Source organism: Kocuria dechangensis (assembly GCF_014636775.1).
Taxonomy (GTDB): domain Bacteria; phylum Actinomycetota; class Actinomycetes; order Actinomycetales; family Micrococcaceae; genus Kocuria; species Kocuria dechangensis.
On record NZ_BMEQ01000016.1, the window covers coordinates 48223 to 72187 of the forward strand.

General features: G+C 75.2%; 18 protein-coding genes and 1 pseudogene. 16 read left to right on the plus strand and 3 right to left on the minus strand.

Annotated features, from left to right (window positions below; translation table 11 throughout):
• Window positions 1-25 precede the first annotated feature (25 nt).
• Complete coding sequence (locus tag IEW07_RS13925; protein ID WP_188538254.1) at window positions 26-1420, plus strand: class II 3-deoxy-7-phosphoheptulonate synthase; 1395 nt, start codon at window positions 26-28, stop codon at window positions 1418-1420.
• Between the two features lie 43 nt (window positions 1421-1463).
• Here IEW07_RS13925 and pknB read toward each other — a convergent pair whose 3' ends face one another.
• Together pknB and IEW07_RS13935 are read right to left on the minus strand one after the other, a co-directional pair.
• On the minus strand, window positions 1464-3278 hold the full coding sequence (gene pknB, locus IEW07_RS13930) for a Stk1 family PASTA domain-containing Ser/Thr kinase (protein ID WP_188538256.1): 1815 nt from the start codon (window positions 3276-3278) through the stop codon (window positions 1464-1466).
• Between the two features lie 49 nt (window positions 3279-3327).
• On the minus strand, window positions 3328-4494 hold the full coding sequence (locus IEW07_RS13935; protein WP_188538258.1) for a LysM peptidoglycan-binding domain-containing protein: 1167 nt from the start codon (window positions 4492-4494) through the stop codon (window positions 3328-3330).
• A 119-nt stretch (window positions 4495-4613) separates the two neighbouring features.
• Here IEW07_RS13935 and IEW07_RS13940 point away from each other — a divergent pair, with 119 nt between their 5' ends.
• Entirely contained in the window at window positions 4614-5000 is a 387-nt protein-coding gene (locus IEW07_RS13940; RefSeq protein ID WP_188538259.1) for an Rv2175c family DNA-binding protein, read from the plus strand.
• A gap of 58 nt (window positions 5001-5058) precedes the next feature.
• On the opposite strand, the gene IEW07_RS13945 is transcribed toward IEW07_RS13940, so the two are convergent.
• Window positions 5059-6201, minus strand: coding sequence for a polyprenyl synthetase family protein (locus tag IEW07_RS13945; protein WP_188538261.1), 1143 nt, complete (start codon window positions 6199-6201; stop codon window positions 5059-5061).
• Window positions 6202-6372: 171 nt separating this feature from the next.
• On the opposite strand from IEW07_RS13945, the gene dinB reads away from it, so the two are divergent.
• The 14 genes and pseudogenes from dinB (at window position 6373) to IEW07_RS14015 (ending at window position 23816) form a co-directional block, all read left to right on the plus strand.
• Window positions 6373-7629 carry a DNA polymerase IV gene (dinB, locus tag IEW07_RS13950; protein WP_229741859.1) on the plus strand — a complete coding sequence of 419 codons (1257 nt, stop codon included), beginning with the start codon at window positions 6373-6375 and terminating at the stop codon, window positions 7627-7629.
• Window positions 7630-7708: 79 nt separating this feature from the next.
• The gene (locus tag IEW07_RS13955; RefSeq protein WP_188538272.1) at window positions 7709-8080 is read left to right on the plus strand and encodes an SCO2097 family morphological protein; all 372 of its coding nucleotides are present in this window, start codon (window positions 7709-7711) and stop codon (window positions 8078-8080) included.
• A gap of 369 nt (window positions 8081-8449) precedes the next feature.
• A complete protein-coding gene (gene mraZ, locus IEW07_RS13960) occupies window positions 8450-8881 on the plus strand; it encodes a division/cell wall cluster transcriptional repressor MraZ (RefSeq protein WP_188538274.1) in 432 nt (143 codons plus the stop codon).
• Window positions 8882-8990: 109 nt separating this feature from the next.
• Window positions 8991-10111, plus strand: a pseudogene (gene rsmH / locus IEW07_RS13965) (16S rRNA (cytosine(1402)-N(4))-methyltransferase RsmH).
• Window positions 10108-10839 carry a cell division protein FtsL gene (ftsL, locus tag IEW07_RS13970; protein WP_188538278.1) on the plus strand — a complete coding sequence of 244 codons (732 nt, stop codon included), beginning with the start codon at window positions 10108-10110 and terminating at the stop codon, window positions 10837-10839. The pseudogene rsmH and the gene ftsL overlap by 4 nt, the downstream one beginning before the upstream one ends.
• A gap of 93 nt (window positions 10840-10932) precedes the next feature.
• Window positions 10933-12885, plus strand: coding sequence for a peptidoglycan D,D-transpeptidase FtsI family protein (locus IEW07_RS13975; protein ID WP_188538280.1), 1953 nt, complete (start codon window positions 10933-10935; stop codon window positions 12883-12885).
• A gap of 94 nt (window positions 12886-12979) precedes the next feature.
• The gene (locus IEW07_RS13980) at window positions 12980-14626 is read left to right on the plus strand and encodes a UDP-N-acetylmuramoyl-L-alanyl-D-glutamate--2,6-diaminopimelate ligase (RefSeq protein WP_188538282.1); all 1647 of its coding nucleotides are present in this window, start codon (window positions 12980-12982) and stop codon (window positions 14624-14626) included.
• Entirely contained in the window at window positions 14623-16224 is a 1602-nt protein-coding gene (locus IEW07_RS13985) for a UDP-N-acetylmuramoyl-tripeptide--D-alanyl-D-alanine ligase (RefSeq protein ID WP_188538284.1), read from the plus strand. The genes IEW07_RS13980 and IEW07_RS13985 overlap by 4 nt, the downstream gene beginning before the upstream one ends.
• Window positions 16221-17336, plus strand: a complete 1116-nt coding sequence (gene mraY / locus IEW07_RS13990; RefSeq protein ID WP_188538286.1) for a phospho-N-acetylmuramoyl-pentapeptide-transferase — start codon at window positions 16221-16223, stop codon at window positions 17334-17336. The genes IEW07_RS13985 and mraY overlap by 4 nt, the downstream gene beginning before the upstream one ends.
• Window positions 17333-18916: a UDP-N-acetylmuramoyl-L-alanine--D-glutamate ligase gene (gene murD / locus IEW07_RS13995; RefSeq protein ID WP_188538288.1), complete on the plus strand. Its 1584-nt coding sequence runs from the start codon at window positions 17333-17335 to the stop codon at window positions 18914-18916. Before mraY ends, murD begins: the two co-directional genes overlap by 4 nt.
• Window positions 18913-20148 (plus strand): putative lipid II flippase FtsW, encoded by a 1236-nt coding sequence (ftsW, locus tag IEW07_RS14000; protein ID WP_188538290.1) that lies wholly within the window; start codon window positions 18913-18915, stop codon window positions 20146-20148. Before murD ends, ftsW begins: the two co-directional genes overlap by 4 nt.
• Window positions 20145-21272 (plus strand): undecaprenyldiphospho-muramoylpentapeptide beta-N-acetylglucosaminyltransferase, encoded by a 1128-nt coding sequence (gene murG, locus IEW07_RS14005; RefSeq protein ID WP_188538292.1) that lies wholly within the window; start codon window positions 20145-20147, stop codon window positions 21270-21272. Before ftsW ends, murG begins: the two co-directional genes overlap by 4 nt.
• Window positions 21262-22665, plus strand: coding sequence for a UDP-N-acetylmuramate--L-alanine ligase (gene murC / locus IEW07_RS14010; RefSeq protein WP_188538293.1), 1404 nt, complete (start codon window positions 21262-21264; stop codon window positions 22663-22665). The genes murG and murC overlap by 11 nt, the downstream gene beginning before the upstream one ends.
• Window positions 22665-23816 carry a cell division protein FtsQ/DivIB gene (locus tag IEW07_RS14015; protein WP_188538295.1) on the plus strand — a complete coding sequence of 384 codons (1152 nt, stop codon included), beginning with the start codon at window positions 22665-22667 and terminating at the stop codon, window positions 23814-23816. Before murC ends, IEW07_RS14015 begins: the two co-directional genes overlap by 1 nt.
• Window positions 23817-23965: the final 149 nt, after the last annotated feature.

Below are 23965 nucleotides of genomic sequence, written 5' to 3' on the forward strand. Positions count from 1 at the left end.
CGGCCCGGGCGAGACCGAGGAAGACATGATGCTCGACTTCACCGTTCCCGACAGCCTCCGCAACCTCGCCGGCCCCGTGCCCGCGGCGGCCGACTACCCGGGCCTCGACGCGTGGCGGGACCTCGCCGCCGACCAGCAGCCGACGTGGCACGACCACCCCGACTTCGCGCCCGCCGTCGCCGAGCTCAACGCCGTCCCGCCGCTGGTCTTCGCCGGCGAGGTGGACCAGCTGCGCTCCCGCCTGGCCGAGGTCGCCAACGGCCGGGCCTTCTTCCTGCAGGGCGGCGACTGCGCCGAGACGTTCGAGGGCGCCACCGCGGACCGGATCAGCGCCCGCGTGAAGACCCTGCTGCAGATGGCCGTGGTGCTCACCTACGGCGCGTCCATGCCCGTGGTGAAGATGGGCCGCATGGCCGGCCAGTTCTCGAAGCCCCGCTCGTCCAACGACGAGACCCGGGACGGCGTGACCCTGCCGACCTTCCGCGGGGAGATGGTCAACGGCTTCGACTTCACCGCCGAGTCCCGCGTGCACGACCCGCGCCGCATGGTCCGCGGCTACAACACCTCCGCCTCCACCCTGAACCTCATCCGGGCGTTCACGACCGGCGGCTTCGCGGACCTGCGCCTGGTGCACGCCTGGAACATGGGCTTCACCACGAACCCCGCCCACGCCCGCTACGAGTCCCTCGCCCGCGAGATCGACCGGGCCGTGAAGTTCATGGACGCGTGCGGCGCGGACTTCGACGCGCTGCGGACCACCGAGTTCTACGCCGGCCACGAGGCGCTGCTGCTGGACTACGAGCGGGCGCTCACCCGCATCGACTCCCGCACCCACCTGCCCTACGGCACGTCCGGGCACTTCCTGTGGATCGGCGAGCGCACCCGCGAGCTCGACGGCGCCCACGTGGACCTGCTCTCCCGGCTGCGCAACCCGATCGGCGTGAAGCTCGGCCCGAAGACCACCGGCGACGACGCCCTCGCGCTGATCGACAAGCTGGACCCGGAGCGCGAGCCCGGCCGGCTGACCTTCATCACCCGCATGGGCGCCAAGAACATCCGCGAGAAGCTGCCGCCGCTGGTCGAGGCCGTGGAGCGCTCGGGCGCGAAGGTCGTGTGGGTCACCGACCCGATGCACGGCAACACCGTGTCCCTGCCCTCCGGGTACAAGACCCGCAACTTCGAGGACGTCGTGGACGAGGTCCGCGGCTTCTTCGAGGTGCACGAGGCGATCGGCTCGTTCCCGGGCGGCATCCACGTGGAGATGACCGGCGACGACGTCGCCGAGTGCCTGGGCGGCTCCGACCCCGTCGACGAGTCCTCCTTCGAGGACCGCTACGAGTCGCTGTGCGACCCGCGCCTGAACCACATGCAGTCGCTGGAGATCGCGTTCCTCGTGGCGGGCTACCTCTCCCGCCGCTGAGCGCCGAGCACCGAGCACCCCGGGGCCGGGGTCGCGCCCGCCGTCACAGGACGGTGAGCACGACCCCGGCCCCGTCCGTCGTCTGGCGCACCACCCGGCCGAACGGGGCGCCGAGCTCCTCCTCGACCCGCACCGGGAACCCCGCCTCCTCCAGGAGCCGCACCGCCTCCTCCGCGGGACGGCCCAGCACCCGGGGGACGTCGTCCGGGCGCCCGCCGGCGGAGACCTCGAGGTCCACCGCGGAGCCGGCCGGCACGTCCGTGCCCGCCGGGGACCCCTGGCCGACGACGGTGCCGGGCGCGGCATCGCCGAAGACCTCGGTCTCGGCGCCCGCGCCGAGGCCCGCCCCGGCCAGCAGGGCGTGCGCGGTGTCCCGGTCCAGCCCGGCCACGTCCGGGACGGTCGCCCGCTCCGGGCCGGTCGACACGAGCAGCACGACCTGCTCCGCGGGGCGCACGGCCGCCGCGGCCGAGGGCTCGGTGCCTATCACCGTGCCCGCCGGGGCGGCGGGATCGCTGGTCTCGTGCACCGCGACGTTCTCGATCCCCGCCGCGGCGAGGTACTGCTCGGCCAGCTCGGGACCCGCGCCCCGCACGTCCGGGAGCTCGACCGTCCCGCCGGGACCGGTGCCGATCAGCCAGCCCAGGAAGGCCGCTGCGGCCACCGCGAGGGCCACCAGGACGAGGACCGCCGCCGTGCGCAGGGGCCGGGCCGGGCGCAGCTCGTGGACCGGCCGCCACGGGTCCGAGGACCCGGCCGGAGGAGGCACGGGCACGGGCCCGGCGGGGCGGACGCCCAGCACGCGGGTCCGGTCCTCGGCCCGGCCCTGCGCCCCGAGCGCCTCGGTGGCGGCGTCCTGGGGGGCGGCCCCCGGGGCGGGAGTGTCGTGGGCGGGGGAGCCCGCCGGGACGCCCGGCGTCGTGGTGGGCCGGGGGCGCGCCGCGCCGCGGACGCCGAGGGCCTCCGTGGCGTCCTGCGGGGCGGGCGCCCCGGCCAGGGGCCGGTCCAGCTCCTCGGGGCCCAGCAGCGCCCGTGCCTCGCGCAGCTGCGCGAGCATCACCCCGGCGTCAGCCGGGCGGGCCTCCGGGGCGCGGGCGGTGGCGCCGGCCACGAGATCCGCCAGGGCGGCGGGCACGGCGGGGTCCAATGCGCGGAGATCCGGGACGGGGCCGTCCACGTGGGCCCGGGCCACGGCCAGCGGATCGCCCTCGAAGGGGCGGCGTCCGGCCAGCAGCTCGAAGAGCACGATCCCCGCCGAGTAGACGTCCGAGCGGGTGTCCGTGCGCCGCCCCGCGACGAGCTCCGGCGAGGCGTAGCCCACGGTCCCGAGCACGGTGCCCGTGGTCGTGTGCTGGTCGACGGCGCGGGTGAGGCCGAAGTCCGCGACGGTCACCCGGCCGGTGTCGGCGACGAGGACGTTCTCGGGCTTGACGTCGCGGTGCACGAGACCCGCCCGGTGGGCCGCCGCGAGCCCGTCCAGCACGGCGTCCATCACGTCCAGCGCCTCGCGCGGGGTCAGCCGGTGCCGGCGGCGCAGGACGTCGCGCAGGGTGGAGCCCTCGACGTGCTCCATCACCAGGTAGGGCACGCCGTCCGGCGCGCGGCCCTGGTCCAGGACGGCGACGACGTGGGGGTGGGACAGCTTCGCAGCGGACCGCGCCTCCCGCACGAAGCGCTCCGCGGCGGCGGGGTCCTCGGCCAGGTGCGGGTGCATCAGCTTCACGGCCACGGTCCGCTCGAGCCGGGTGTCCACGGCGCGGTAGACCCCGGCCGTGCCGCCGCGGGCGATCCGCGGGCCCAGCTCGTACCGGTCCTCGAGGACGGTGCCGGTCATGGGGTCGGGGACGGGACGGTGCACGGGACCAGCCTAGGCCGCGGCGCTGGGGAGACGCTGGTGCGGGCCCGGCTCACTTCCGGAAGCGGTCGCGGTGGGACTTGACGGCCTTCACGTACTTCTTGGTGTCGTCGTACATGCCGTACTTCTTCACCCCGTGCAGGCCCTGGTAGTACGCCGCGATGGCGATGTCGCCGTTCGCGGCGGTGCGGCCGAGCTGGCGGATGATCGCCACCCCGGCGGTGATGTTGTCCTGCGCGTCGAGCAGGTCCAGCTCCCGGCCCACCAGACCGGACGCCCACGCGCCCGCGTCCGGGATCACCTGCATGGTGCCCACGGCGTCGGCGGGGGAGACCACCCGGTGGTTGAAGCCGGACTCCTGGTAGGCGTGGGCCAGCGCCAGCGACGGGTCGACGTCCATCCGCACGGCGGTGTCGTGCACCATCTGCCGGACCTCCTCGCGGGAGGGGGCGGGACGGGACTGCAGCTGCTCGTGGTGGCGGTTGGCCGACTCCACCACCGGGTCGTCGTAGGTGCGGCCCAGGAACGAGTCCCCGACCGCCTGCTCGGGCTCCGCCCTGTCCGGTTCCGGCGCCGCCTGCTCGGGCTCCGCCGCGGGGGCGGCGGCGGTGCCCACCGCCTCGGGGGCCCCCGCCACCGTCAGGCGCTGCCCGGGCCGGAGGAGGGAGCCGACGGTGAGGTCGTTGGCGTCGAGCAGCTGCTGCACGGACACCTCGTGCTGCTGCGCGATGCTCCAGAAGGAGTCCCCGGGCCGGACGGTGTGCTCCCGGGCGGCCGGGGCGCCCTTGTCCGGCGCCCTGTTCTCGGGAGCCTTGTGCTCGGGCGCGCTGTCCCCCGGGGCCTTCTCGCCGGGGTCGGCGAGGACGAGCTGCTGGCCCGGGACCAGGAGGGCGGCCCCGGAGAGGTCGTTCCACCGCATGAGCTCGTCCACCGCGACGCCGTGGCGCTGGGCGAGGGCCCACAGGGAGTCGCCGGGGGAGACGGTGTGCCGCGGCGCCTCGGCGGTCTTCTGGCCCACGAGCACGGTCGCCGAGGCCGGCTGGACGGGAGCCCCGGGCGCGGCGTGGGCGGCGCCGCCGGCTCCGAGGGCCGCGAGGGCGGCCACCGCGGTCGCGGCGGAACCGGTCCTGGCCCGCTGCGTCCACCCGGCGGGACGCGGATCGGCGGGGCGGTGCTGGGCGTCGCTGTCGGTCGAGTCGCTGTCGGGGGGAAACGGCATGAAGAGGCTCTCTGACGCTGATTCGGGGAAGGAGCGGAGGGCTCAGCGTGCTCCGCCCGTCGAGCATACCGTGAGGACCCGCGTGGCACGGGCAGGCGCGGACGTGGCACTCTGGGAGCGTGAAGAAGACATCCGGAATCAGCACCGAGGAGTTCGACCGACTGGACGCGGTCGTCCAGGAGTGGCTGCCGCTCCCCGACATCGCCGAGCGGCTCGGCCTCGTCGTCACCCGCGTCCACGGCCTCGTCGACGACGGCACCCTCCTCGCGGTGCGCAACCCGCACGACAACGTCCGCCGGGTCCCGGCCGCGTTCCTCCTCGAGGACGGCGTGCTCGACTCCCTCAAGGGGACGGTCGCCGTGCTGCGGGACGCCGGGTTCACCGACCTCGAGGCCCTCACCTGGCTGTTCACCGAGGACGAGTCGCTGCCGGGCCGGCCCATCGACGCCCTCCGCAACGGCCGCAAGACCGAGATCCGCCGCCGCGCCCAGGCCCTGGCCTGGTGACCGGCGGCCGCGCCGCCGCCTGATCCGGCACTCCGGCGGGGGCCCGGCCCCCGCCGGGTCAGGCGGCGCGGCGCACCGCGGCCGTCGCGAGCGCCCGCAGCGCGGCACGGGCCACCGGCTCCGCGTCGAGGCGCTCCAGGGCGGCGAAGGCCTGCTCGCTCAGCGAGTCGATGAGCTCCTCGGTGGCCTGCAGGGCCCCGCACGCCGTGATGAGCCCGCGCAGCCGCTCCACGTCCTCCTCGGCGAGGTCCGGACGGCCCAGCGCCGCCTCGAGCTCGGCGATCTGCTCCTCGCTCCCGCGCCGGCGCACGAAGCCCACGAGGACCGTGCGCTTGCCCTCGCGCAGGTCGTCCCCGGCGGGCTTGCCGGTCGTGGCAGGGTCGCCGAAGACGCCCAGGACGTCGTCGCGCAGCTGGAAGGCCTCGCCCAGCGGCAGCGCGAACGCGGAGCACCGCTCCAGGTCGGGCTCCTGCGCCCCGGCGAGGGCGGCGCCCAGCACCACGGGGTGCTCCACGGAGTACTTGGCGGACTTGTAGCGGATCACGTCCAGCGCCCGCTGCACGGCGCCCTCCCGGTCCTGCCCCGCGCCCGCGACCTCTCCCTGCACGTCCAGGTACTGGCCCACCATGACCTCCGAGCGCATGAGGTCGAAGACCGCGCGGGCCCGGCCCGTGCCCGGCAGGGCGGCCGCGGCCCGGGCGAAGAGCTGCTCGCTCCAGGACAGGCACAGGTCGCCGGCGAGGATCGCTGAGGCCACCCCGAACGCGGGCCCGTCGAGCGTCCAGCCGTGGCGCGCGTGCAGGCCCTCGAAGCGGCGGTGCACGCTGGGGGCCCCGCGCCGCGTGTCGGAGCGGTCGATGACGTCGTCGTGGATCAGCGCGGCGGACTGGAACAGCTCGAGCGCCGCCCCCGCCAGCGCCACGGCCGGGTCCTCGGGGTCGCCGCCGGCGGCCCGCCAGCCCCAGTAGCACAGCCGCGCCCGCAGGCGCTTGCCCCCGGAGGACAGCGCGGCCACGGCCTCCAGCAGCGGCAGGGCGTCGGGCGAGATGCCGTCGAGCACCGCCCGCTGCTCGGCGAAGAAGTCCTCCAGCCCGGCGTGCAGCCGCCCGACGTAGCGCTCGTCCTCGGCGCGGAAGCCGGGTCCAGCCGGGTCCGCCGCGCCGGGGGCGTGGGAGGAGTGCGGGAGCGGCGGGGACGTCATGGGCGGTCGACCTCGATCTGAGTGCGGCGGCGGAGCGGCCCGGCGGGCGCCCCCGGTGTCCGGGCCAGCCTACCGAAGCCGCCGCCGGCACCGCCCCGTGCCGGAGCCGGCCGGGCGCCACCGATGTCCGGGCCGCTGGCTAAGCTGTGCCCCGAGCGGGAGGAGGACGCGGTGACCGAGACGCCCAGGGACCGGCTGGCCCGCTGGCGCGCGTGCGCCGTCATGCACGTGGACATGGACATGTTCTACGTGGGGGTCGAGCTGCTGCGGGCGCCCCACCTGCGGGGCCGGTCCGTGATCGTGGCCGCCGCCGGCAACCGCTCCGTCGTGCTCTCCGCCTCCTACGAGGCCCGCGCCTTCGGGGTCCGCTCCGGCATGCCGCTGGCCCGGGCCCGCGCCCTGTGCCCCGGGGCGGTCCTGCTCGAGCCGCACCGCGCCGCCTACGAGGAGTACTCGCGGCGGGTGATGGCCATGTTCGCCGAGCTCACCGACCTCGTGGAGCAGATCAGCGTGGACGAGGCGTTCCTCGACGTCTCCGGCGCGGTCCGCCGGCTCGGCCCGCCCGTGCGCATGGCCCGGCAGCTGCGCGCCCGGGTGCACGCCGAGCTGGGCCTGACGGCGTCGGTGGGGATCGGGGTGAACAAGACGGTCGCGAAGATCGCCTCCACCCGCTCCAAGCCCGACGGCCTGCTGCTCGTGCAGCCGGAGGACACCACCGCCTTCCTCGCCGGGCTCCCGGTCTCCGCGCTGTGGGGCGTCGGCCGGCGCACGGCCGACGCGCTGACCGGTGCCGGGCTGCGCAGCGTGGGGGACATCGCCGCCACCCCCGTCCCGCAGCTGGCACGGGTGGTCGGCCCGGCCGCCGGCCACCACCTCCACGAGCTGGCCAACGGACGGGACCCCCGTCCGGTGGTCCCGGTGCGGGAGGAGAAGAGCGTGGGCGCCGAGGAGACCTTCGCCGAGGACGTCGAGGACCCCCGGGTGCTCCGGGAGACCCTGTTGCGGCTCAGCCACCGCACGGCCTCCCGGCTGCGGCGCCAGGGGCTGCGCGCCCGCCGCGTCGGGCTGAAGCTGCGGTACGCGGACTTCACCACCCTCAGCCGCTCGCGCACCCTCGCCCAGCCCATCACCTCGGCCCACGACCTCCTCGAGCACGCGAGCGGCCTCCTGGACGAGCTCGGGGAGCGGCCGCAGTCCGTGCGGCTCCTCGGCGTGCGCGCCGAGCGGCTCGAGCCCGCGGCGGACGCCCTCCAGCTGAGCCTCGACGGGCGCGAGGAGGAGTGGGGTGCCGCCGAGCAGGCCATGGACCGGGTGCACGCCCGCTTCGGCGCGGACCGGCTCGGCCCCGCCCGGCTGCTGCGGCCCGTGCCTCGGGATCCGGGCGCCGATTCCAAGGGTGTTGACAGCCCGCGGCGCGGTGCCAAATGACCACCCGACGGTCTATCCTTGTAGCACGTGGGACCGGAACAGCCCGGCCGCCCGCACACGAGGGATGAGGAGGCATACAGTGCCACTGTCCGAGCACGAGCAACAGCTCCTGGCCCAGCTGGAGAAGCAGCTGCACGCGGACGACCCGAGGTTCGCCTCGAGCATGGGCTCCCGCGCCGTCCGGGGTGCCTCCACCCGCAACATCGTCCTCGGGATCGTCGTCGCCGTCGTCGGCCTTCTCGTGCTGCTGGGCGGCGTGATGATCAAGTCCGTGCTGCTCGGCGTGCTCGGCTTCGTCGTCATGGGCGCCGGCGTCTACGTCGCGACCCTCCGCTCCGGCAAGTCCCGGGGCGGCGCGCCCGGCAAGGGCGGAACCCCCCGTCGCTCCTCGCCGTTCCTGCAGAACCTCGAGGAGCGCTGGGACCAGCGCAACTCCGGGGGCCAGCCCTAGGGCGGACCCCCGTCCCCTCCACGGCCCTCCACCAGCACACCCGCAGGGCACCGACGCCCCGCTCCGACAGGCTCCCCGGCACCCGCCGGGGAGCCTTTCTCGTCCGCTCCCGGCGGCGCCCCGCGGAGCGCCGCGCCCGCCCCTCCACCTCCCGCCCCACCGCCCTCCACCTCCCACCCCACCGCCCTCCACCTCCCACCCCGGAAGGCCCCCGCGCCCTGACCTGCACGGACCCGGCGGCCTCCGGGAGGGCGCGCCCGCCGCGCCACGGCGCGGCGGCGCCGCGTTCGTTGACCGGGGAGTGAAGTGGAGTAAAGTGGGGCGCAGAGAAGGATCAGGGAGAACTCTCGGGTCGGAGAGGCGGTGGGCGTGTTCCTCGGAACGTACTCACCCCGTCTCGACGAGAAGGGACGCGTGATCCTCCCGGCCAAGTTCCGGGAGGAGCTCGCAGAGGGACTGGTGCTGACCCGCGGTCAGGAACGGTGCCTCTACGTGTTCAGCATCCGGGAGTTCGAGCGGGTCCACGAGCAGCTCAGGGCGGCGCCGCTGTCCTCGAAGCAGGCCCGGGACTACATCCGAGTCTTTCTCTCGGGCGCCTCGGACGAGGTCCCGGACAAGCAGGGCCGAGTCACGATACCCCCGCCGCTGCGGGAGTACGCGGGACTCGACCGGGAGCTCGCGTTCATCGGCGCGGGCACCCGGGCCGAGATCTGGGACGCCGGGTCCTGGAACGACTACCTGAGCGAGAAGGAGGCAGCCTTCTCCGACACCGCCGAGGAAGTGGTGCCGGGGCTCTTCTGACCGACCACCCGACCGAGACGCAGCCGCGCCCCGCGGACCGCTTCCCGGATGAGATCTCCAGCCGCACAGCCGTCACCGTCCTGGCTCACCTTCCCCTGAGCCAGGCCGGATTCGAGGGACGGCCAGCGGATGGGGGTCTGATCCTGGAAGGCCCGCCGCCGCACCGCGGCGTCGAGACCCGGCGCCGGCACCCGATGACCGACCCCCACCGCCGACCGCCGAAGAGAGGGCCCCGTGGCGCAACGCCCCGCCGAGCAGCTGCACGTTCCCGTGCTGCTCGACCGCTGCCTGGACCTGATGGCTCCGGCCCTCGCCCAGGACGGCGCCGTCGCGGTGGACGCGACCCTCGGGATGGGCGGGCACTCGGAGGCCCTCCTCCGCCGGTTCCCCCATCTCCAGCTCGTGGGCATCGACCGCGACCCGCAGGCCCACCGGCTGGCCGGCGAGCGCCTGGCCCCCTTCGGCGACCGGTTCCACCCCGTGCACGCCACCTACGACCGGATCCCCGAGGCCCTCGCCCAGCACGGCTTGGACCACGCGGACGCTGTCCTGTTCGACCTCGGGGTCTCCTCCCTGCAGCTCGACGAGCGGGAGCGCGGCTTCGCGTACTCCTACGACGCCCCGCTGGACATGCGGATGGACTCCACCGCGCCCCGCACTGCCGAGGACGTCGTCAACGGCTACAGCGAGACGGAGCTGCGCCGGATCCTCCGCGACTGGGGCGAGGAGCGCTTCGCGGGCCGGATCGCGCGCGCCATCGTCGCCCGCCGGGAGCAGGCCCCGCTGCGCACCACGGGGGAGCTCGTGGAGGTCATCCGCGCGGCCGTCCCGATGGGCGCCCAGCACCGGAAGGGACACCCCGCCAAGCAGACCTTCCAGGCGCTGCGCATCGAGGTCAACGAGGAGCTCGACGTCCTGCGCCGCGCGATCCCCGCCGCCCTGGACGCCCTGCCGGTCGGCGGGCGGGTCGTGGCGATGAGCTACCACTCGCTGGAGGACAGGATCGTCAAGCAGGCCTTCGCCCGCGGCGCCACCTCCACCGCGCCCAAGGGATTCCCCGTCGAGCTCGACGAGCACAAGCCCACGCTGCGGATCCTGACCCGGGGCGCCGAGGCCCCCACCCAGCAGGAGATCGACGAGAACCCCCGTGCCGCCTCCGCCCGCCTGCGCGCGGTGGAGCGCGTCCGACCGAACGCACACCAGAACGCACACCAGAGGAACAGGGCATGAGCGGAACCGGACTACAGCGACGACCGGCCCGGACGGCGTCCCCGCGCGCGGGGATCGGCGCCTGGGCGGCCCGTCGCGGCCCCCGGCCGCCGGTCGAGGGCAGCGCCGCGCGCGCGCTCGACGCGCCCCGTCCCGCGGGCGAGCCCCGCACCGCGCCCCGCACCGGCGGCTCCACCCGCGCGCCGCTGTCCGTGGTCCCGGCCCGCGCCCGGCGCCGCCGCTTCTCCACCGTGGTCCTCAGCCTCGTGGCCCTCGTGGTCGCGCTCGCGTCCATCCTGGTGCTCAACATCCAGATCTCCGGCGGGCAGTACCGGCTCGTGGAGCTGCGCGCCCAGGAGCAGGCGCTGACCCAGCAGAACGAGGCCCTCACCCAGGACCTGGAGTTCTACAGCGCCCCGCAGAACCTCGCGGTGATGGCCGCCGACCTCGGCATGGTCCCCGCCCAGGGCTCCGGCACGGTGGACCTCACTACCGGGACCGTCGAGGGCGACCCCGCGCCCGCGGAGGAGCAGAAGGACCAGGAGATCCTGGTCGACCACCCCCACCAGACCGGCTCCGAGGCCGCGGACCGCGCGGCCGACCGCGCGGAGGACCGCGAGCGCGAGAAGGCGGAGAAGGCGGAGAAGGACGCGGAGGAGCGGGCCCGGCAGGCCGAGGCCCCCGCCGCCGACGCGGAGCTCGACGGCGGGTCCCTGCCCGCGCCGCAGCAGCGCACCCCCGGCGAATGACCGGGACCCCGCCACCCCCTCCGGACGGGGCGGCGGGCACTCCGGCGGACCGCCCGCCGGGACCAGGGCACAGACCAGGAACGAGGCAACCACGTGGCACGCGCACGCTCGACGACGACCGGTGAGGACCCCGGATCGTTCGTCCTCGGACGCAACCACGTGGGGGTCGCCCTCCTGCTCGCCCTGCTCCTGGTCCTTGCGGTGCGCCTCGTGTGGGTGCAGGGCTTCGACGCGGCCGGCCGGGCGGAGGCGGCCGCCGCGGAGCGCTCGCGCACCGAGACGGTGCCCGCCCTGCGCGGTGAGATCCGCGACACCGACGGCAACGTGCTCGCCCGCACGCTGCAGCGCTACGACGTGACGGTCGACCAGAGCATGGTCCGGGAGTTCGACCGCCCCAAGGCGGACGGCACCACCGAGACCGTGACCCCCACGCAGGCCGTGTACCAGCTGGCCGACGCCCTCGAGCTCGAGGACGAGGACGTCAAGAAGGCGCTGGACGGGGACAAGCCCTTCGAGTACGTGGCCCGCGGCGTCACCCCCGAGCAGTGGAACAAGGTGCGCGAGTTCGGCCTGCCCTACGTCTACGGGCAGCCGGCCTCCGACCGGATCTACCCCAACGGCCCCGTGGCCGGCAGCGTGGTCGGCTTCATGGGCGGCGACGACGAGGCGCTCGGCGGGATCGAGCAGACGCAGGACGGGCTGCTGCGCGGCACCGACGGGCAGCGCACCTACGAGATCAGCGCCGACGGGGTCCGCATCCCCGTGGCCCCCACGGAGGAGACCCCAGTCCAGGACGGCTCCTCCGTGCAGCTCTCCATCGACAGCGACGTCCAGTTCGCCGCCCAGCAGGCGGTCGCGGAGCGCGTCGAGGAGCTCGACGCCGAGTGGGGCACCGCCGTGGTGATGCGGATCGAGGACGGGGCGGTGCTCGCGCTCGCCGACTCCTCCACCGTGGACCCCAACGACATCGGCGCGGCCGCTCCCGAGGACCTGGGCGCGCGCGCCGTGACCCAGGCCGTGGAGCCCGGCTCGACGCAGAAGATCCTCACCGCGGCCGCCGCCGTCGAGGAGGGCATCGCGACGCCGGAGACCGAGATCACCGTGCCCCCGTTCCTGGAGATCGACGGGCAGAAGATCACCGACTCCTTCGACCATGGCCAGCAGGACCGCACGTTCGCCGGGATCATCGCCGACTCGATGAACACGGGCACCGTGCTGGTCGGCAGCAAGCTCTCCCCGCAGCAGCGCCACGACTGGATGAGCCGGTTCGGGGTGGGCGAGGCCACCGGCATCGAGCTGCCCGGCGAGTCCACGGGCATCCTCACCGGCCCGGACCAGTGGGACGTGCGCCAGCAGTACACCGTGCTGTTCGGCCAGGGCGTGGCGCAGACCCCGCTGCGCACGGCGACCGTCTTCCAGGCCATCGGCAACGGCGGGGTGCAGGTGGAGCCGCGCGTCGTGGAGTCGGTCGTGGCGCCCGACGGCACCGTCACCCCCGCGGAGCGGCCCGAGGGGGAGCGGGTGGTCTCCGAGGAGACGGCCGAGCAGGTCCTCGACATGATGGAGGTCACGGTCACCCAGGGCGGCGCCAAGGACGCGGCCGTGGAGGGCTACCGGGTGGGCGGCAAGACCGGCACCTCGGAGGCCCCGAGCCCCGAGGGCGGCTACGACGGCTACACCACGTCCTTCGTGGGCGTCGCCCCCGTGGAGGACCCCCAGTACCTCGTGGCCGTCACGCTCCAGCGCCCCCAGGGCGACGTCCGGACCATCGGCGCCTCGAGCACGTTCAGCAAGATCATGGGCCAGGTGCTGCGGCACTACGACGTGCCGCCCTCGACCACGGACCCGGTGCAGATCCCGCTGCGCACGGACGTGGAGCCGACCCCGGAGCAGACGACCCCGGAGCAGACGAGCCCGGAGGAGCCGGAGCCGCAGGAGACCGCCGCTCAGGAGCCCGAGCAGAGCACCCCCGCCGGCGCGCCGGCGCCCGACCCGGTCGGCGCCCCCGCCCCGAGCCCGTCCCGGCCCGCCGAGCCGGGCGACTAGACTTGCCAATCGCCGTGCCCGGGGACCACCGGTGCTCGACGCCTCCCCCCGGGCGGACCACCCGACCGCCCACCAGAGACCCCGAAGGACGTTGATGGACGCCACAGCCCAGCAGGGAACAGCCCCGCAGGGGCAGGACGCGCAGACCCTGCGCCCCGCCCGGCCCCGGCCGCTCGGCCTCGCCGAGGTCGCACGGCTCGCGGGCGGCTCCCCGGCCCCCGGCGCCGCGCCCGGCCCGGAGATCACCGGCGTCTCCCTCGACTCCCGCGCGGCGCGCCCCGGGGACCTCTACGCGGCGCTGCCCGGCGCCCGCGTGCACGGGGCCCGGTTCGCCGCGGACGCCCGGCGGGCCGGCGCGGTCGCCGTGCTCACCGACGCCGAGGGGCAGGCGCTGCTGGAGGGCTCCGGCCCGGACCTGCCCGTCGTCGTGTCCCCCGACCCCCGCCGCGCCGTGGGCGCGATCGCGGCCCGCGTGTACGGCTCCCAGCCCCAGGACGGCACGGCCCCCACCCTGTTCGCCGTCACCGGCACCAACGGGAAGACCACCACCACCTACTTCACCAACTCCCTCCTGCGCGCCCTGGGCCACCGCACCGGCCTGATCGGCACCATCGAGATCCTCGCCGGCGAGGAGTCCATCCCCTCCCGGCTGACCACCCCCGAGGCCCCCCACGTCCACTCCCTGCTCGCCCTGATGCGCGAGCGCGGGATCACCGCCGCGTCCATGGAGGTGTCCTCCCACGCCCTGGAGTTCCACCGCGTGGACGGGGTGCGCTACGACGTCGCGGGCTTCACGAACCTCACCCAGGACCACCTCGACCTGCACGGGTCGATGGAGGAGTACTTCGCCGTCAAGGCGCAGCTGTTCACCCCCGAGCGCACCCGCCGCGCCGTCGTCCTCGTCCAGGACGCCGACGACGCGTGGGGACGGCGCGCGGCCGAGCACGCCCGCCGGGAGCTGGGCGCCGAGAGCGTCGCCGCGGTCGCCCTCACCCCCGGCGCGCTGCCCGACCCGGACTGGACCCTGGCCGACGTCGCCCGCCGCGGCGTGGGCCACTCCTTCGTGCTGCGCCACCGCGACGGCCGCTCGCTGCGGGTCTCCACCGGCCTGCCCGGGGACTTCAACGTCGCCAACGCCGCGCTCGCCGTCCTGATGGTCGTCGCCTCCGGGGCCGACCTCGACGCCGTCCAGCGCGCCCTCGACGAGACCGACCCGCTCACCACGGACGTGCCCGGCCGGATGCAGCTGATCGGGACCGAGCCCACCGCCGTCGTGGACTTCGCGCACAACCCCGATGCCCTGCGCCGCGCCCTGGCCGCCGTCGAGCCGCCCGAGGGCGACGGGCGCGTCATCGTCGTCTTCGGGGCCACGGGGGAGCGGGACCGCACCAAGCGCCCCGTGATGGGCGAGATCGCCGCCCGGCACGCCGACGTCGTGGTCGTCACCGACGACGACCCGCACGACGAGGAGCCCGCCGGGATCCGCGAGGAGGTCGCCGCCGGCGCCCGGGCCGCGCAGGCGGCCGGCGCCCGCGCCGCCGAGGTGCTGGTGGTCGCCCCCCGCGCGGAGGCGATCCGCGCCGCGGTCGCCATGGCCCGGCCCGGGGACTCGGTGCTCGTCGCCGGGCGCGGGCACGAGACGGTCCAGGAGATCCGGGGCGTGGACCACCCGCTGGACGACAGGGAAGAGCTGCGGGCCGCACTGGCCGACGCGCAGCAGGGCCGTTGGGAGGACCGATGATCGAACTGACCGCTGCACAGATCGCGCAGATCACGGAGGGCCGCGCCGCCGGCGACACCGGGGCGGTCGTCGTCGACCACGTGACCACCGACTCCCGCGAGGCACGCCCGGGGACGCTCTTCGTCGCCAAGCCCGGGGAGGTGACCGACGGCCACGAGTTCGTGGGCGCCGCTTTCGCCGCCGGGGCCGTGCTCGCCCTGGCCGAGCGCGAGGTCGCCGACGCCGCGGGCGTCGTCTACCCCTCCGTGATCGTCCCCGACGTGGTCGAGGCGATGGGCCGGCTGGCCGCCTGGGTGGTCGCCCACCTGCGCGCCGACCACGAGGTCAAGGTGATCGCCGTGACCGGCTCCGTGGGCAAGACCACCACCAAGGACCTGCTCCGGGGGATCTTCTCGGCCGAGGGGCCCACCGTCGCCCCGCAGGGCTCCTACAACGGGGAGGTCGGCGTCCCGCTGACCGTCTTCACCGCCGGGCCCGACACCCGCTTCCTGATCATCGAGATGGGCGCCACGAAGATCGGCAACATCGACTACCTCTGCCGGATGGTCCGGCCGAACATCGGGGTCGTGCTCTGCGTGGGCTCCGCCCACGCCGGGGAGTTCGGCGGGACCGCCAACATCGCCCGGGCGAAGGGGGAGCTCGTCGAGTCCCTCGGCGCGGACGGGGTCGCGGTGCTCAACGACGACGACGCCGCCGTGCGGCAGATGCACCGCCGCACCGCGGCCCCCGTCGTGCTCTTCGGCGAGTCCCCGGCGAACGCCCTGCCCGAGGTGCCCGCGGCGCGCGTGCACGCGTCCGGGGTGCGCCTGGGCGCCGCCGGCAACCCCGAGTTCGACCTGCACTTCCCGGACGGGTCCGTGCACCGGGTCGCGTCCCGGCTGATCGGCGACCACCACGTGTCGAACCTCCTCGCCGCGGCCGCCGCCGCCTTCACGGCCGGCGTGGCCCCGGAGCGGATCGCCGCCTCGCTCAACGCCCAGGGCGCCGCCAGCCGCTGGCGGATGGAGCGCACCGAGCGCCCCGACGGCGTGACCGTGATCAACGACGCCTACAACGCCAACCCCCAGTCCATGCGGGCCGCCCTGCAGACCCTCGCCCAGCTGGGCCGCGGCACCGGCGGTGCCGCGCCCCGGCGGACCTGGGCCGTGCTGGGCGGCATGCTCGAGCTCGGCGACAGCACCGTGGAGGAGCACGACGCCCTGGGCCGGATGGTCGTGCGGCTGAACATCTCCAAGCTGATCGCGGTCGGCGAGCTGGCACGGCCGGTCTACGACGCGGCGCAGCTCGAGGGCTCCTGGGGCAACGAGGCCACGTGGGTGGGGACCGCCGAGGAGGCGCACGAGATCCTGCGCCACGAGCTGGCCCCCGGGGACATCGTCCTGTTCAAGTCCTCCAACGCCTCCGGGCTGGGGGTCCTGGGCGACCGGGTGGCCGCCGACGCGGGGACGGCCGGGACCGGTCCCGCCCCCGCCCCTGGCAACGACGCGCCCGCCCGCGGCGACCACTGGCTGTCCGCCGGGCCGTTCGTCAACGCGGACCTGGACGCCGCCGGGCGACCCGCCGGCGGCACCGCCCACGAAGGGACCGAGCGCGCATGATCCAGATCCTCATGGCGGCCGGCCTCGCGCTGGCGCTGTCCCTGCTGGGCACGCCGGCGTTCATCAAGTTCCTCGCCCGGCGCGGCTACGGCCAGTTCATCCGGGACGACGGGCCCACGAGCCACCACACCAAGCGCGGCACCCCCACCATGGGCGGCGTGGCGATCCTCGGCTCGGTCGTCCTCGCCTACGCGCTCACGCACCTGGTCTCGGGGCTCCTGTGGCCCTCCTACGGAGGCGTCACCGTCTCCGGGCTCGCGGCGCTGGTGCTGATGCTCGGCATGGGGCTGGTCGGCTTCGTCGACGACTTCAAGAAGATCACCAAGAAGCAGAACCTGGGCCTGAGCGCCGCGGGCAAGATCGTCCTGCAGGGCCTGATCGGCACCGGCTTCGCGGTGCTCGTGCTGCTCGTGCGCGACGAGGACGGCGCCAGCGCGGCGTCCACGGCGATCTCCGTCACCCGGGACACCGCCCTGGACCTCGCCTTCGCGGGCCCGGTGGTCGGGGCGATCCTGTTCATCGTCTGGGTCAACCTCATCGCGACGGCCACCACCAACGCCGTCAACCTCACCGACGGCCTGGACGGGCTCGCCACCGGCGCGTCCATCCTCGTGTTCAGCGGCTACATGCTCATCGCCATGTGGCAGAACACCCACCTCTGCGGGACCGTGAGCGCGGGCGTGTGCTACCAGGTCCGGGACGCCTCGGACCTGGCCCTCCTCGCGGCCGCCCTCATCGGGGCGCTCGTGGGCTTCCTGTGGTGGAACACGTCCCCCGCGAAGATCTTCATGGGCGACACCGGCTCCCTGGGCCTCGGCGGCGGCCTCGCCGCCTTCGCGGTGCTGACCCGCACCGAGCTGCTCCTCGTGCTCATCGCCGGCCTGTTCGTGGTCATCACCGTCTCGGTCATCCTGCAGGTCGGCTACTTCAAGCTCTCCGGCGGCAAGCGCATCTTCAAGATGGCGCCGCTGCAGCACCACTTCGAGCTCAAGGGCTGGAACGAGGTCACCATCGTGGTCCGCTTCTGGATCATCGCCGGGCTGTTCGTGGCGGCCGCGCTCGGCGTCTTCTACGGCGACTGGCTGCTCTCCCACGGAGGTATGGTCCAGTGATCCACGCGAGCAACGAGAACCCCGTCCGCGACAACCCCCGGCTGGCCGGGCTGACCGGCTGGGACGCCGACTGGGCCGGGCTGCGGGTGGTCGTGGCCGGCATCGGCGTGTCCGGCTTCGCCGCCGCCGACACCCTGATCGAGCTGGGCGCCCGCGTCGTCGTCGTCGACGGCACGGACTCCGCCACCACGCGGGGAAAGGCGGACACCCTGCGGATCGTCGGCGCCGCCGACGTCCTCCTGGGGGAGGACGCCTTCCGGGCCGTCCCCGACGTCGAGGGCGCCCGCCCCGACCTGGTGGTCACCTCCCCGGGCTTCGCGCCCTCCCACCCCCTGCCGGCCACCGCGGCCGCCGAGGGGATCCAGATCTGGGGCGACGTCGAGCTGGCCTGGCGCGTGCGCGAGCGGCCCGGGAAGAAGACCGCCGAGTGGGTGTGCATCACCGGCACCAACGGCAAGACGACCACGGTGGGGATGACCGAGGCCATGCTCCGCGCCGCCGGTCTCACCGCGGCCGCGGTGGGCAACGTGGGCACCCCGATCCTCGACGCCCTGCGCGAGCCGGTCGAGTACGACGTCCTGGCCGTGGAGCTCTCCAGCTTCCAGCTGCACTGGACGCACTCGATGTCCCCGCTCGCGTCCGTGGTGCTCAACCTGGCCGAGGACCACGTGGACTGGCACGGCGGCTACGAGAACTACGCCGCGGACAAGTCCCGGATCTACGAGCACACCCGCGCGGCCTGCGTCTACAACGCCCAGCAGCCCGAGACCGTGCGGATGGTGGAGGAGGCCGACGTCGAGGAGGGCTGCCGCGCGGTCGGCTTCACCCTCGACACCCCGGACGTGGGCATGCTCGGGGTCGTCGAGGACCTGCTCGTGGACCGGGCCTTCCACGAGGACCGGCGCCGCTCCGCCCTCGAGCTCGCCTCGATCGCGGACACCGGCCCCATCCCCACCCGCCACGGCGTGGCCAACGCCCTGGCCGCCGCGGCCCTCGCCCGGGCCGCCGGCGCCCCGCCGGAGGCCGTGCGCGACGGGCTGCGCGCCTACGAGCCCGGCGACCACCGCATCCAGGCGGTGGCCACCACCCACGGGGTGATGTGGATCAACGACTCCAAGGCCACGAACCCGCACGCCGCCGACGCCTCCCTGTCCGCCTTCGACTCCGTCGTGTGGATCGCCGGCGGCCTGTCCAAGGGCGTCTCCTACGACCGGCTCGTCGCCCGGCACGCCGCGCGGCTGCGCACCGTCGTGCTCCTCGGCACCGACAACGCCTCCCTGCTCGAGGCCCTCGCCCGGCACGCCCCGGACGTCCCCGTCCTGCACCCGGCGCAGGACGCGGCCGCGGATGACGCCGCAGCGGACGCCGCGGAGTCCGCAGCAACGGCCGCCGCAGCGGAGGCCTCCGCGGGCGACGTGGTGATGGCGGAGGCCGTGCGCCTCGCCCACGGGGCCGCGCAGCGGGGGGACACCGTGCTCATGGCGCCGGCCGCGGCGTCCATGGACCAGTTCCGCTCCTACGCCCACCGCGGCGACGCGTTCATCAAGGAGGTCGCGGACCTCGTGGAGCGGCTGACGTGACCGCCCTCCAGGACCGGCCCGGCCTGCAGCAGGCGGCGCGCGGCTCGCTGGGCGGCGCCCGCCGGTTCTGGCGGGCGCTCGTGGACGGGCCCCTCATCCACTCCTACTACGCGCTCGCCGGCTCGGTGCTCCTGCTCACCGGCATCGGCATCATGATGGTCCTCTCCGCCTCCGCGGTGGAGTCCATCTCCTCGGAGCAGTCCGCGTACTCGTACTTCGTCAAGCAGGCGACCTTCGCCGGGCTGGGCGTCGTCCTGATGTTCGGGCTCTCCTTCGTGCCCACGGAGTGGTACCGCCGCGGGGCCACCGGCCTGCTGGTCCTGGCGGTCCTGCTCCTGGGCCTCGTGTTCACCCCACTGGGCAGCACCGTCAACGGCAACCGGAACTGGATCCTCGTGGGCGGGCAGACCTTCCAGCCCTCCGAGGCCGCCAAGCTCGCGGTCGCGATCTGGCTGGCCGTGGTCCTCGCCCGGCAGGCCGACGCGGTGCGGAACTGGCGCGGGGCCCTGTGGCCCTCCGTGGCCGGCTTCGGGCTGCCCACCCTGATGGTCATGCTGGGGGAGGACATGGGGACCGTGCTCGTGTTCGTCCTCATCTACGCGGCGGCCCTGTTCTTCGCGGGGGCGCCCCTGCGCCTGTTCGTCGTCGCCGCCGCGGGCGCCGGCCTGCTCGGCGCCGTGGCCGTCGCGGCCGCCCCCCACCGCGTGGACCGGATCACCGGCTGGCTCTTCGGCGAGTGCGGGGCCACGGACGCGTGCTACCAGGCGCAGCAGGGCCTCAACGCGCTGGCCTCCGGCGGCTGGTGGGGCGTGGGCCTGGGGCAGTCCCGGCTCAAGTACAACTACGTGCCCGAGGCGCACAACGACTACATCTTCTCGATCATCGGGGAGGAGCTCGGCCTGCTCGGCGCCCTCCTGATCCTGGGCCTGTTCGCCGTGATGGCCCTGGCCATGGCCCGCGTCATCCTGCGCGCCCGGAGCCGCTTCGTCCGGATCGCCACGGCGAGCATCGTGACGTGGCTCGTGGGGCAGGCGTTCATCAACATCGGCATGGTCACCGGGGTGCTGCCCGTCATCGGCATCCCGCTCCCGTTCATCAGCTACGGTGGATCGTCGCTTCTGATGAGCCTGGCCGCCGTCGGCGTGGTCATGTCCTTCACCCGCCTGCCGCACCGGATCCCCGTCCCGGCCCGCGCCCCCCGCCCCCGCACCCCGAGCAAGGATCGCGCATGACATCGTCCGACCCGACCCCCCAGGCCCCCGGGCCGTCGGTCCTGCTGGCCGGCGGCGGCACCGCCGGGCACGTCAGCCCGCTGCTGGCCATCGCGGCCGCCCTGCGCGAGCAGGCGCCGGACGCGCGCCTCACCGCCGTGGGCACCGCCGCCGGGATGGAGACGCGGCTGGTCCCGCAGGCGGGGCTCGCCCTCGAGCTCGTCGACCGGGTGCCCATGCCCCGCCGGCTCTCCGTGGACCTCCTGCGGCTGCCGTCCCGGCTCGCGGGCGCGGTCCGGCAGGCGGGGGAGATCCTGGACCGCGTGCGCCCCGACGTGGTCGTGGGCGTGGGCGGCTACGTCTGCACGCCCGTCTACCTCGCGGCCGCCCGCCGCGGCGTGCCGATCGTCATCCACGAGGCCAACGCCCGCCCCGGGCTGGCCAACCGGGTGGGCGCCCGCTGGGCGCGCACCGTGGCCACGGCCTTCCCGGGCACCCCCCTGCGCGGGGCCACGACCGTGGGCATGCCCATGCGCCGGGAGATCGCCGGACTGGACCGGGCGGCCCTGCGCGACGGCGCCCGCCGCTCCTTCGGGCTCGACCCGGAGCGGCCCACGGTGGTCGTGACCGGCGGCTCCTCCGGCGCCCTGAGCATGAACCGCACCGTGGCCGAGGTCGCCGCCGAGGCGGCGGAGCACGGCTACCAGCTCCTGCACGTCACGGGCCGCGGCAAGCAGCTGACCGCGGACGACGGCACCCTCCTGAGCGCTCCCGGCTACGTCCAGGTCGAGTACGTGGACGGCATGGAGCGCGTCTACGCCGCCGCGGACCTGCTGGTGGCGCGCGCGGGCGCCGCGACCGTCTCGGAGGTCGCGGCCGTCGGGCTGCCCGCCGTCTTCGTCCCCCTGCCCGTCGGCAACGGCGAGCAGGCGCTCAACGCCGCCTCCCTGGTGGAGGCCGGCGCCGCCCTGCTCGTGGCCGACGACGACTTCACCCCCGCGTGGTGGCGCGAGCACGTCCACCCCCTGTCCACCGACCGGGAACGGCTCGCCGCCATGGCCGCCGCCGGCCGCGCGCACGGCGTCCGGGACGCCGACGCCGTGCTGGCCCGTCTGATCCTCCAGGAGGTCCCCGTTGAGCGCTGAGCACCGGATCGAGCCCGAGCAGCTGGGCGCCGTCCACTTCGTCGGCATGGGCGGGGCGGGCATGTCCGCCGTGGCCCGCCTCATGCTCGCCCGCGGCGTGCCCGTGAGCGGCTCCGACCGCCAGGACTCCGCCGGCCTGCGGGAGCTCGAGGCGCTGGGCGCCACGGTCTTCGTGGGCCAGCGCGCCGAGAACGTGGCGGGGGCCCGGACCGTGGTGGTCTCCACCGCGATCACCCCCGACAACCCCGAGTACGCCGCGGCCGTCGCCGCCGGGCTGCGGGTGCTGCACCGCTCCGACGGCCTCGCCGCCGCGATGCACGGGCGCGACGTGGTGGCCGTCGCAGGCACGCACGGCAAGACGACCACCAGCTCCATGGCCGCCCTGGTCCTCCGGGAGGCCGGCCTCGACCCCTCGTGGGCCATCGGCGCGCACGTGGCGGACCTGGGCTCCAACGCGGCCCTCGGCGGGGGACGGTGGTTCGTGGCGGAGGCCGACGAGTCCGACGGCTCGTTCCTCAAGTACGCGCCCCGGATCGGCGTCGTCACCAACATCGAGCCCGACCACCTGGACTTCTACGCCTCCCGCGAGGCGTTCTTCACGGCCTTCGACGACTTCGCGGCCACCCTGTCCGAGGACGGGCTGCTCGTGGCCTGCCAGGACGACGCCGGCTCCCGGGGCCTGGCCGAGCGGCACCGGGCGGCCGGCGGCAGGGTCGTCACGTACGGCACCGACCCCGCCTCCGACGTGCGGGTCGTCCCCGGCCCCGCGAACGGCCTGAGCACCCGGAGCACGCTCGTCCTCGGCGAGGGCGCGGACCGCCGGGAGGAGCAGCTCGTGCTGGCGGTGCCCGGGCTGCACAACGTGCTGAACGCGACGGCGGCCTTCTGCGTCGCGCTGGAGGCCGGCGTGGCCCCCGCGGACGCCGCCCGCGGCCTGGCCGGCTTCCACGGCTCCGCGCGGCGCTTCGACCTGCGCGGCGAGGCACGGGGCGTGCGGGTCTTCGACGACTACGCCCACCACCCCACCGAGGTCGTCGCCGCGCTCACCGCCGCCCGGGAGGTCGCCGGGGAGCACAAGGTCATCGCGATCTTCCAGCCCCACCTGTTCTCCCGCACCCGGGAGTTCGCCGGGGAGTTCGCCGACGCCCTCGCGCTGGCCGACGAGAGCCTCGTCATCGACATCTTCGCGGCCCGGGAGCAGCCGGTGCCCGGGCTCACGAGCGAGATCATCACCGAGCGCGCCCCCGGCCACGTGCGCTACGTCCCCGAGGGCTCCGACGCGGTGGCCGAGGCCGTGCGGGCGGCCCGCCCGGGCGACCTCGTGCTCACCGTGGGCGCCGGGGACGTCACCCGGCTCGGACCCCGCCTCGTGGACCGCCTCGGGACCTCCTGATGAGCCGGCACGGCCGACCGCGCCAGCCCCTGTTCGGGGAGGAGCCGCAGACCGGGCCCGGCGCCCCGACCGCCGGCGCCCCGGCTGATGGCGGCGCGGCGCCCGGCGGCCTGCCCCCGGAGCGGCCCGGGCGCGTGCCCCGCGCCGGCGCGGCCGCCGTGCCGGGCGCGGCGCACCCGGCGGGCGGGACGCCCGCTGCTGAGCACGAGCTCCCCGCCGTGCGGGTGCGCGTCAACGACGGGTCCAAGGTCTCGCCCCTGGCCGACGCCGACGACCTCGAGGAGGTGCCCAGCGCGGGGGGACGCTTCAGCGCCTGGCGGCGACACCGCCAGCAGCGCGCCGCCGAGCGCGTGCTCACGGCCTCCCGCGTCCCGGACGCCGACGAGCCCCCACGGCACGGCTCCACGGCCGTCGGCGCCCGTCCCGGCGGGTCCACCGTCGTGGCCTTCCCCGGTTCGTCGCGGGCGCAGCGCCGCCGGCGGCGGCTCGGCGCCGCCCTGGCCGTCCTGCTGACGGCCGCCCTCGCGGTGGGCGTGCTGCTGTTCTCCCCGCTCCTGGCGGTCCGCGACATCACCGTGCGGGGCGCCCAGCTCACCGACCCGGCCAGCGTGGAGGCCGCGCTGGAGCCCTACCGGGGGACGCCCCTGACCCGCATCTCCGAGGCGGAGGTCCGCGAGTCGGTCGGGCAGATCCGGCAGGTCCGCTCGATCGAGGTGGTCCTGGAGCCGCCGCACCACCTGGTGGTCGAGCTGCGCGAGCGGGTGCCGGTGGCCGCCGTCGAGGACGGCGGCGAGCTCGTGGTCGTCGACTCCGAGGGCGTGGAGCTGACCACGGCGGCCTCCGCGGAGGAGGCCGGGGTGCCCGTGGTGACCGGCGGTCGGGAGGTCCTGGGGACCGACCGGTTCGCCGTGATCGCCGCCGTGCTGGCCGCCCTCCCGGAGTCCGTCCTCGCCCAGCTCCGCTCGGCCTCCGCCGAGTCCCTCTCCTCCGTCGAGCTGGCCTTCACGGACGGCCGGACGGTCGTCTGGGGGACGGCGGAGGACAGCGAGCTCAAGGCCCAGGTGCTCCGGGAGCTCGTGGAGGCCCGCGGCGCCGACAGCGGCATCACCACCTACGACGTCTCCAGCCCCACGCGCCCCGTCGTGCGCTGAATCCGGCGGCACGTCCCTCACCCTCCACCACAGGTCGACAGTTGCCCGTAAACCCAGCACGACCTGCGGTTTTGGCGAAAAGTGTCGAAAGCGGTATGGCTTGTCGTGCAGGTGGTCCTGACCGTTGTTAGTCTTGACCCGACATCGAA

Bases quoted from the DNA above. Each gene is read 5' to 3' on its own strand.
- IEW07_RS13985 (WP_188538284.1), top strand. From the start codon at position 14,623: ATGATCGAACTGACCGCTGCACAGATCGCGCAGATCACGGAGGGCCGC.
- IEW07_RS13925 (WP_188538254.1), top strand. From the start codon at position 26: ATGATGCTCGACTTCACCGTTCCCGACAGCCTCCGCAACCTCGCCGGC.
- ftsL (WP_188538278.1), top strand. From the start codon at position 10,108: ATGAGCGGAACCGGACTACAGCGACGACCGGCCCGGACGGCGTCCCCG.
- mraY (WP_188538286.1), top strand. From the start codon at position 16,221: ATGATCCAGATCCTCATGGCGGCCGGCCTCGCGCTGGCGCTGTCCCTG.
- murG (WP_188538292.1), top strand. From the start codon at position 20,145: ATGACATCGTCCGACCCGACCCCCCAGGCCCCCGGGCCGTCGGTCCTG.
- IEW07_RS14015 (WP_188538295.1), top strand. From the start codon at position 22,665: ATGAGCCGGCACGGCCGACCGCGCCAGCCCCTGTTCGGGGAGGAGCCG.
- IEW07_RS13980 (WP_188538282.1), top strand. From the start codon at position 12,980: ATGGACGCCACAGCCCAGCAGGGAACAGCCCCGCAGGGGCAGGACGCG.
- IEW07_RS13935 (WP_188538258.1), bottom strand. From the start codon at position 4,494: ATGCCGTTTCCCCCCGACAGCGACTCGACCGACAGCGACGCCCAGCAC.
- IEW07_RS13945 (WP_188538261.1), bottom strand. From the start codon at position 6,201: ATGACGTCCCCGCCGCTCCCGCACTCCTCCCACGCCCCCGGCGCGGCG.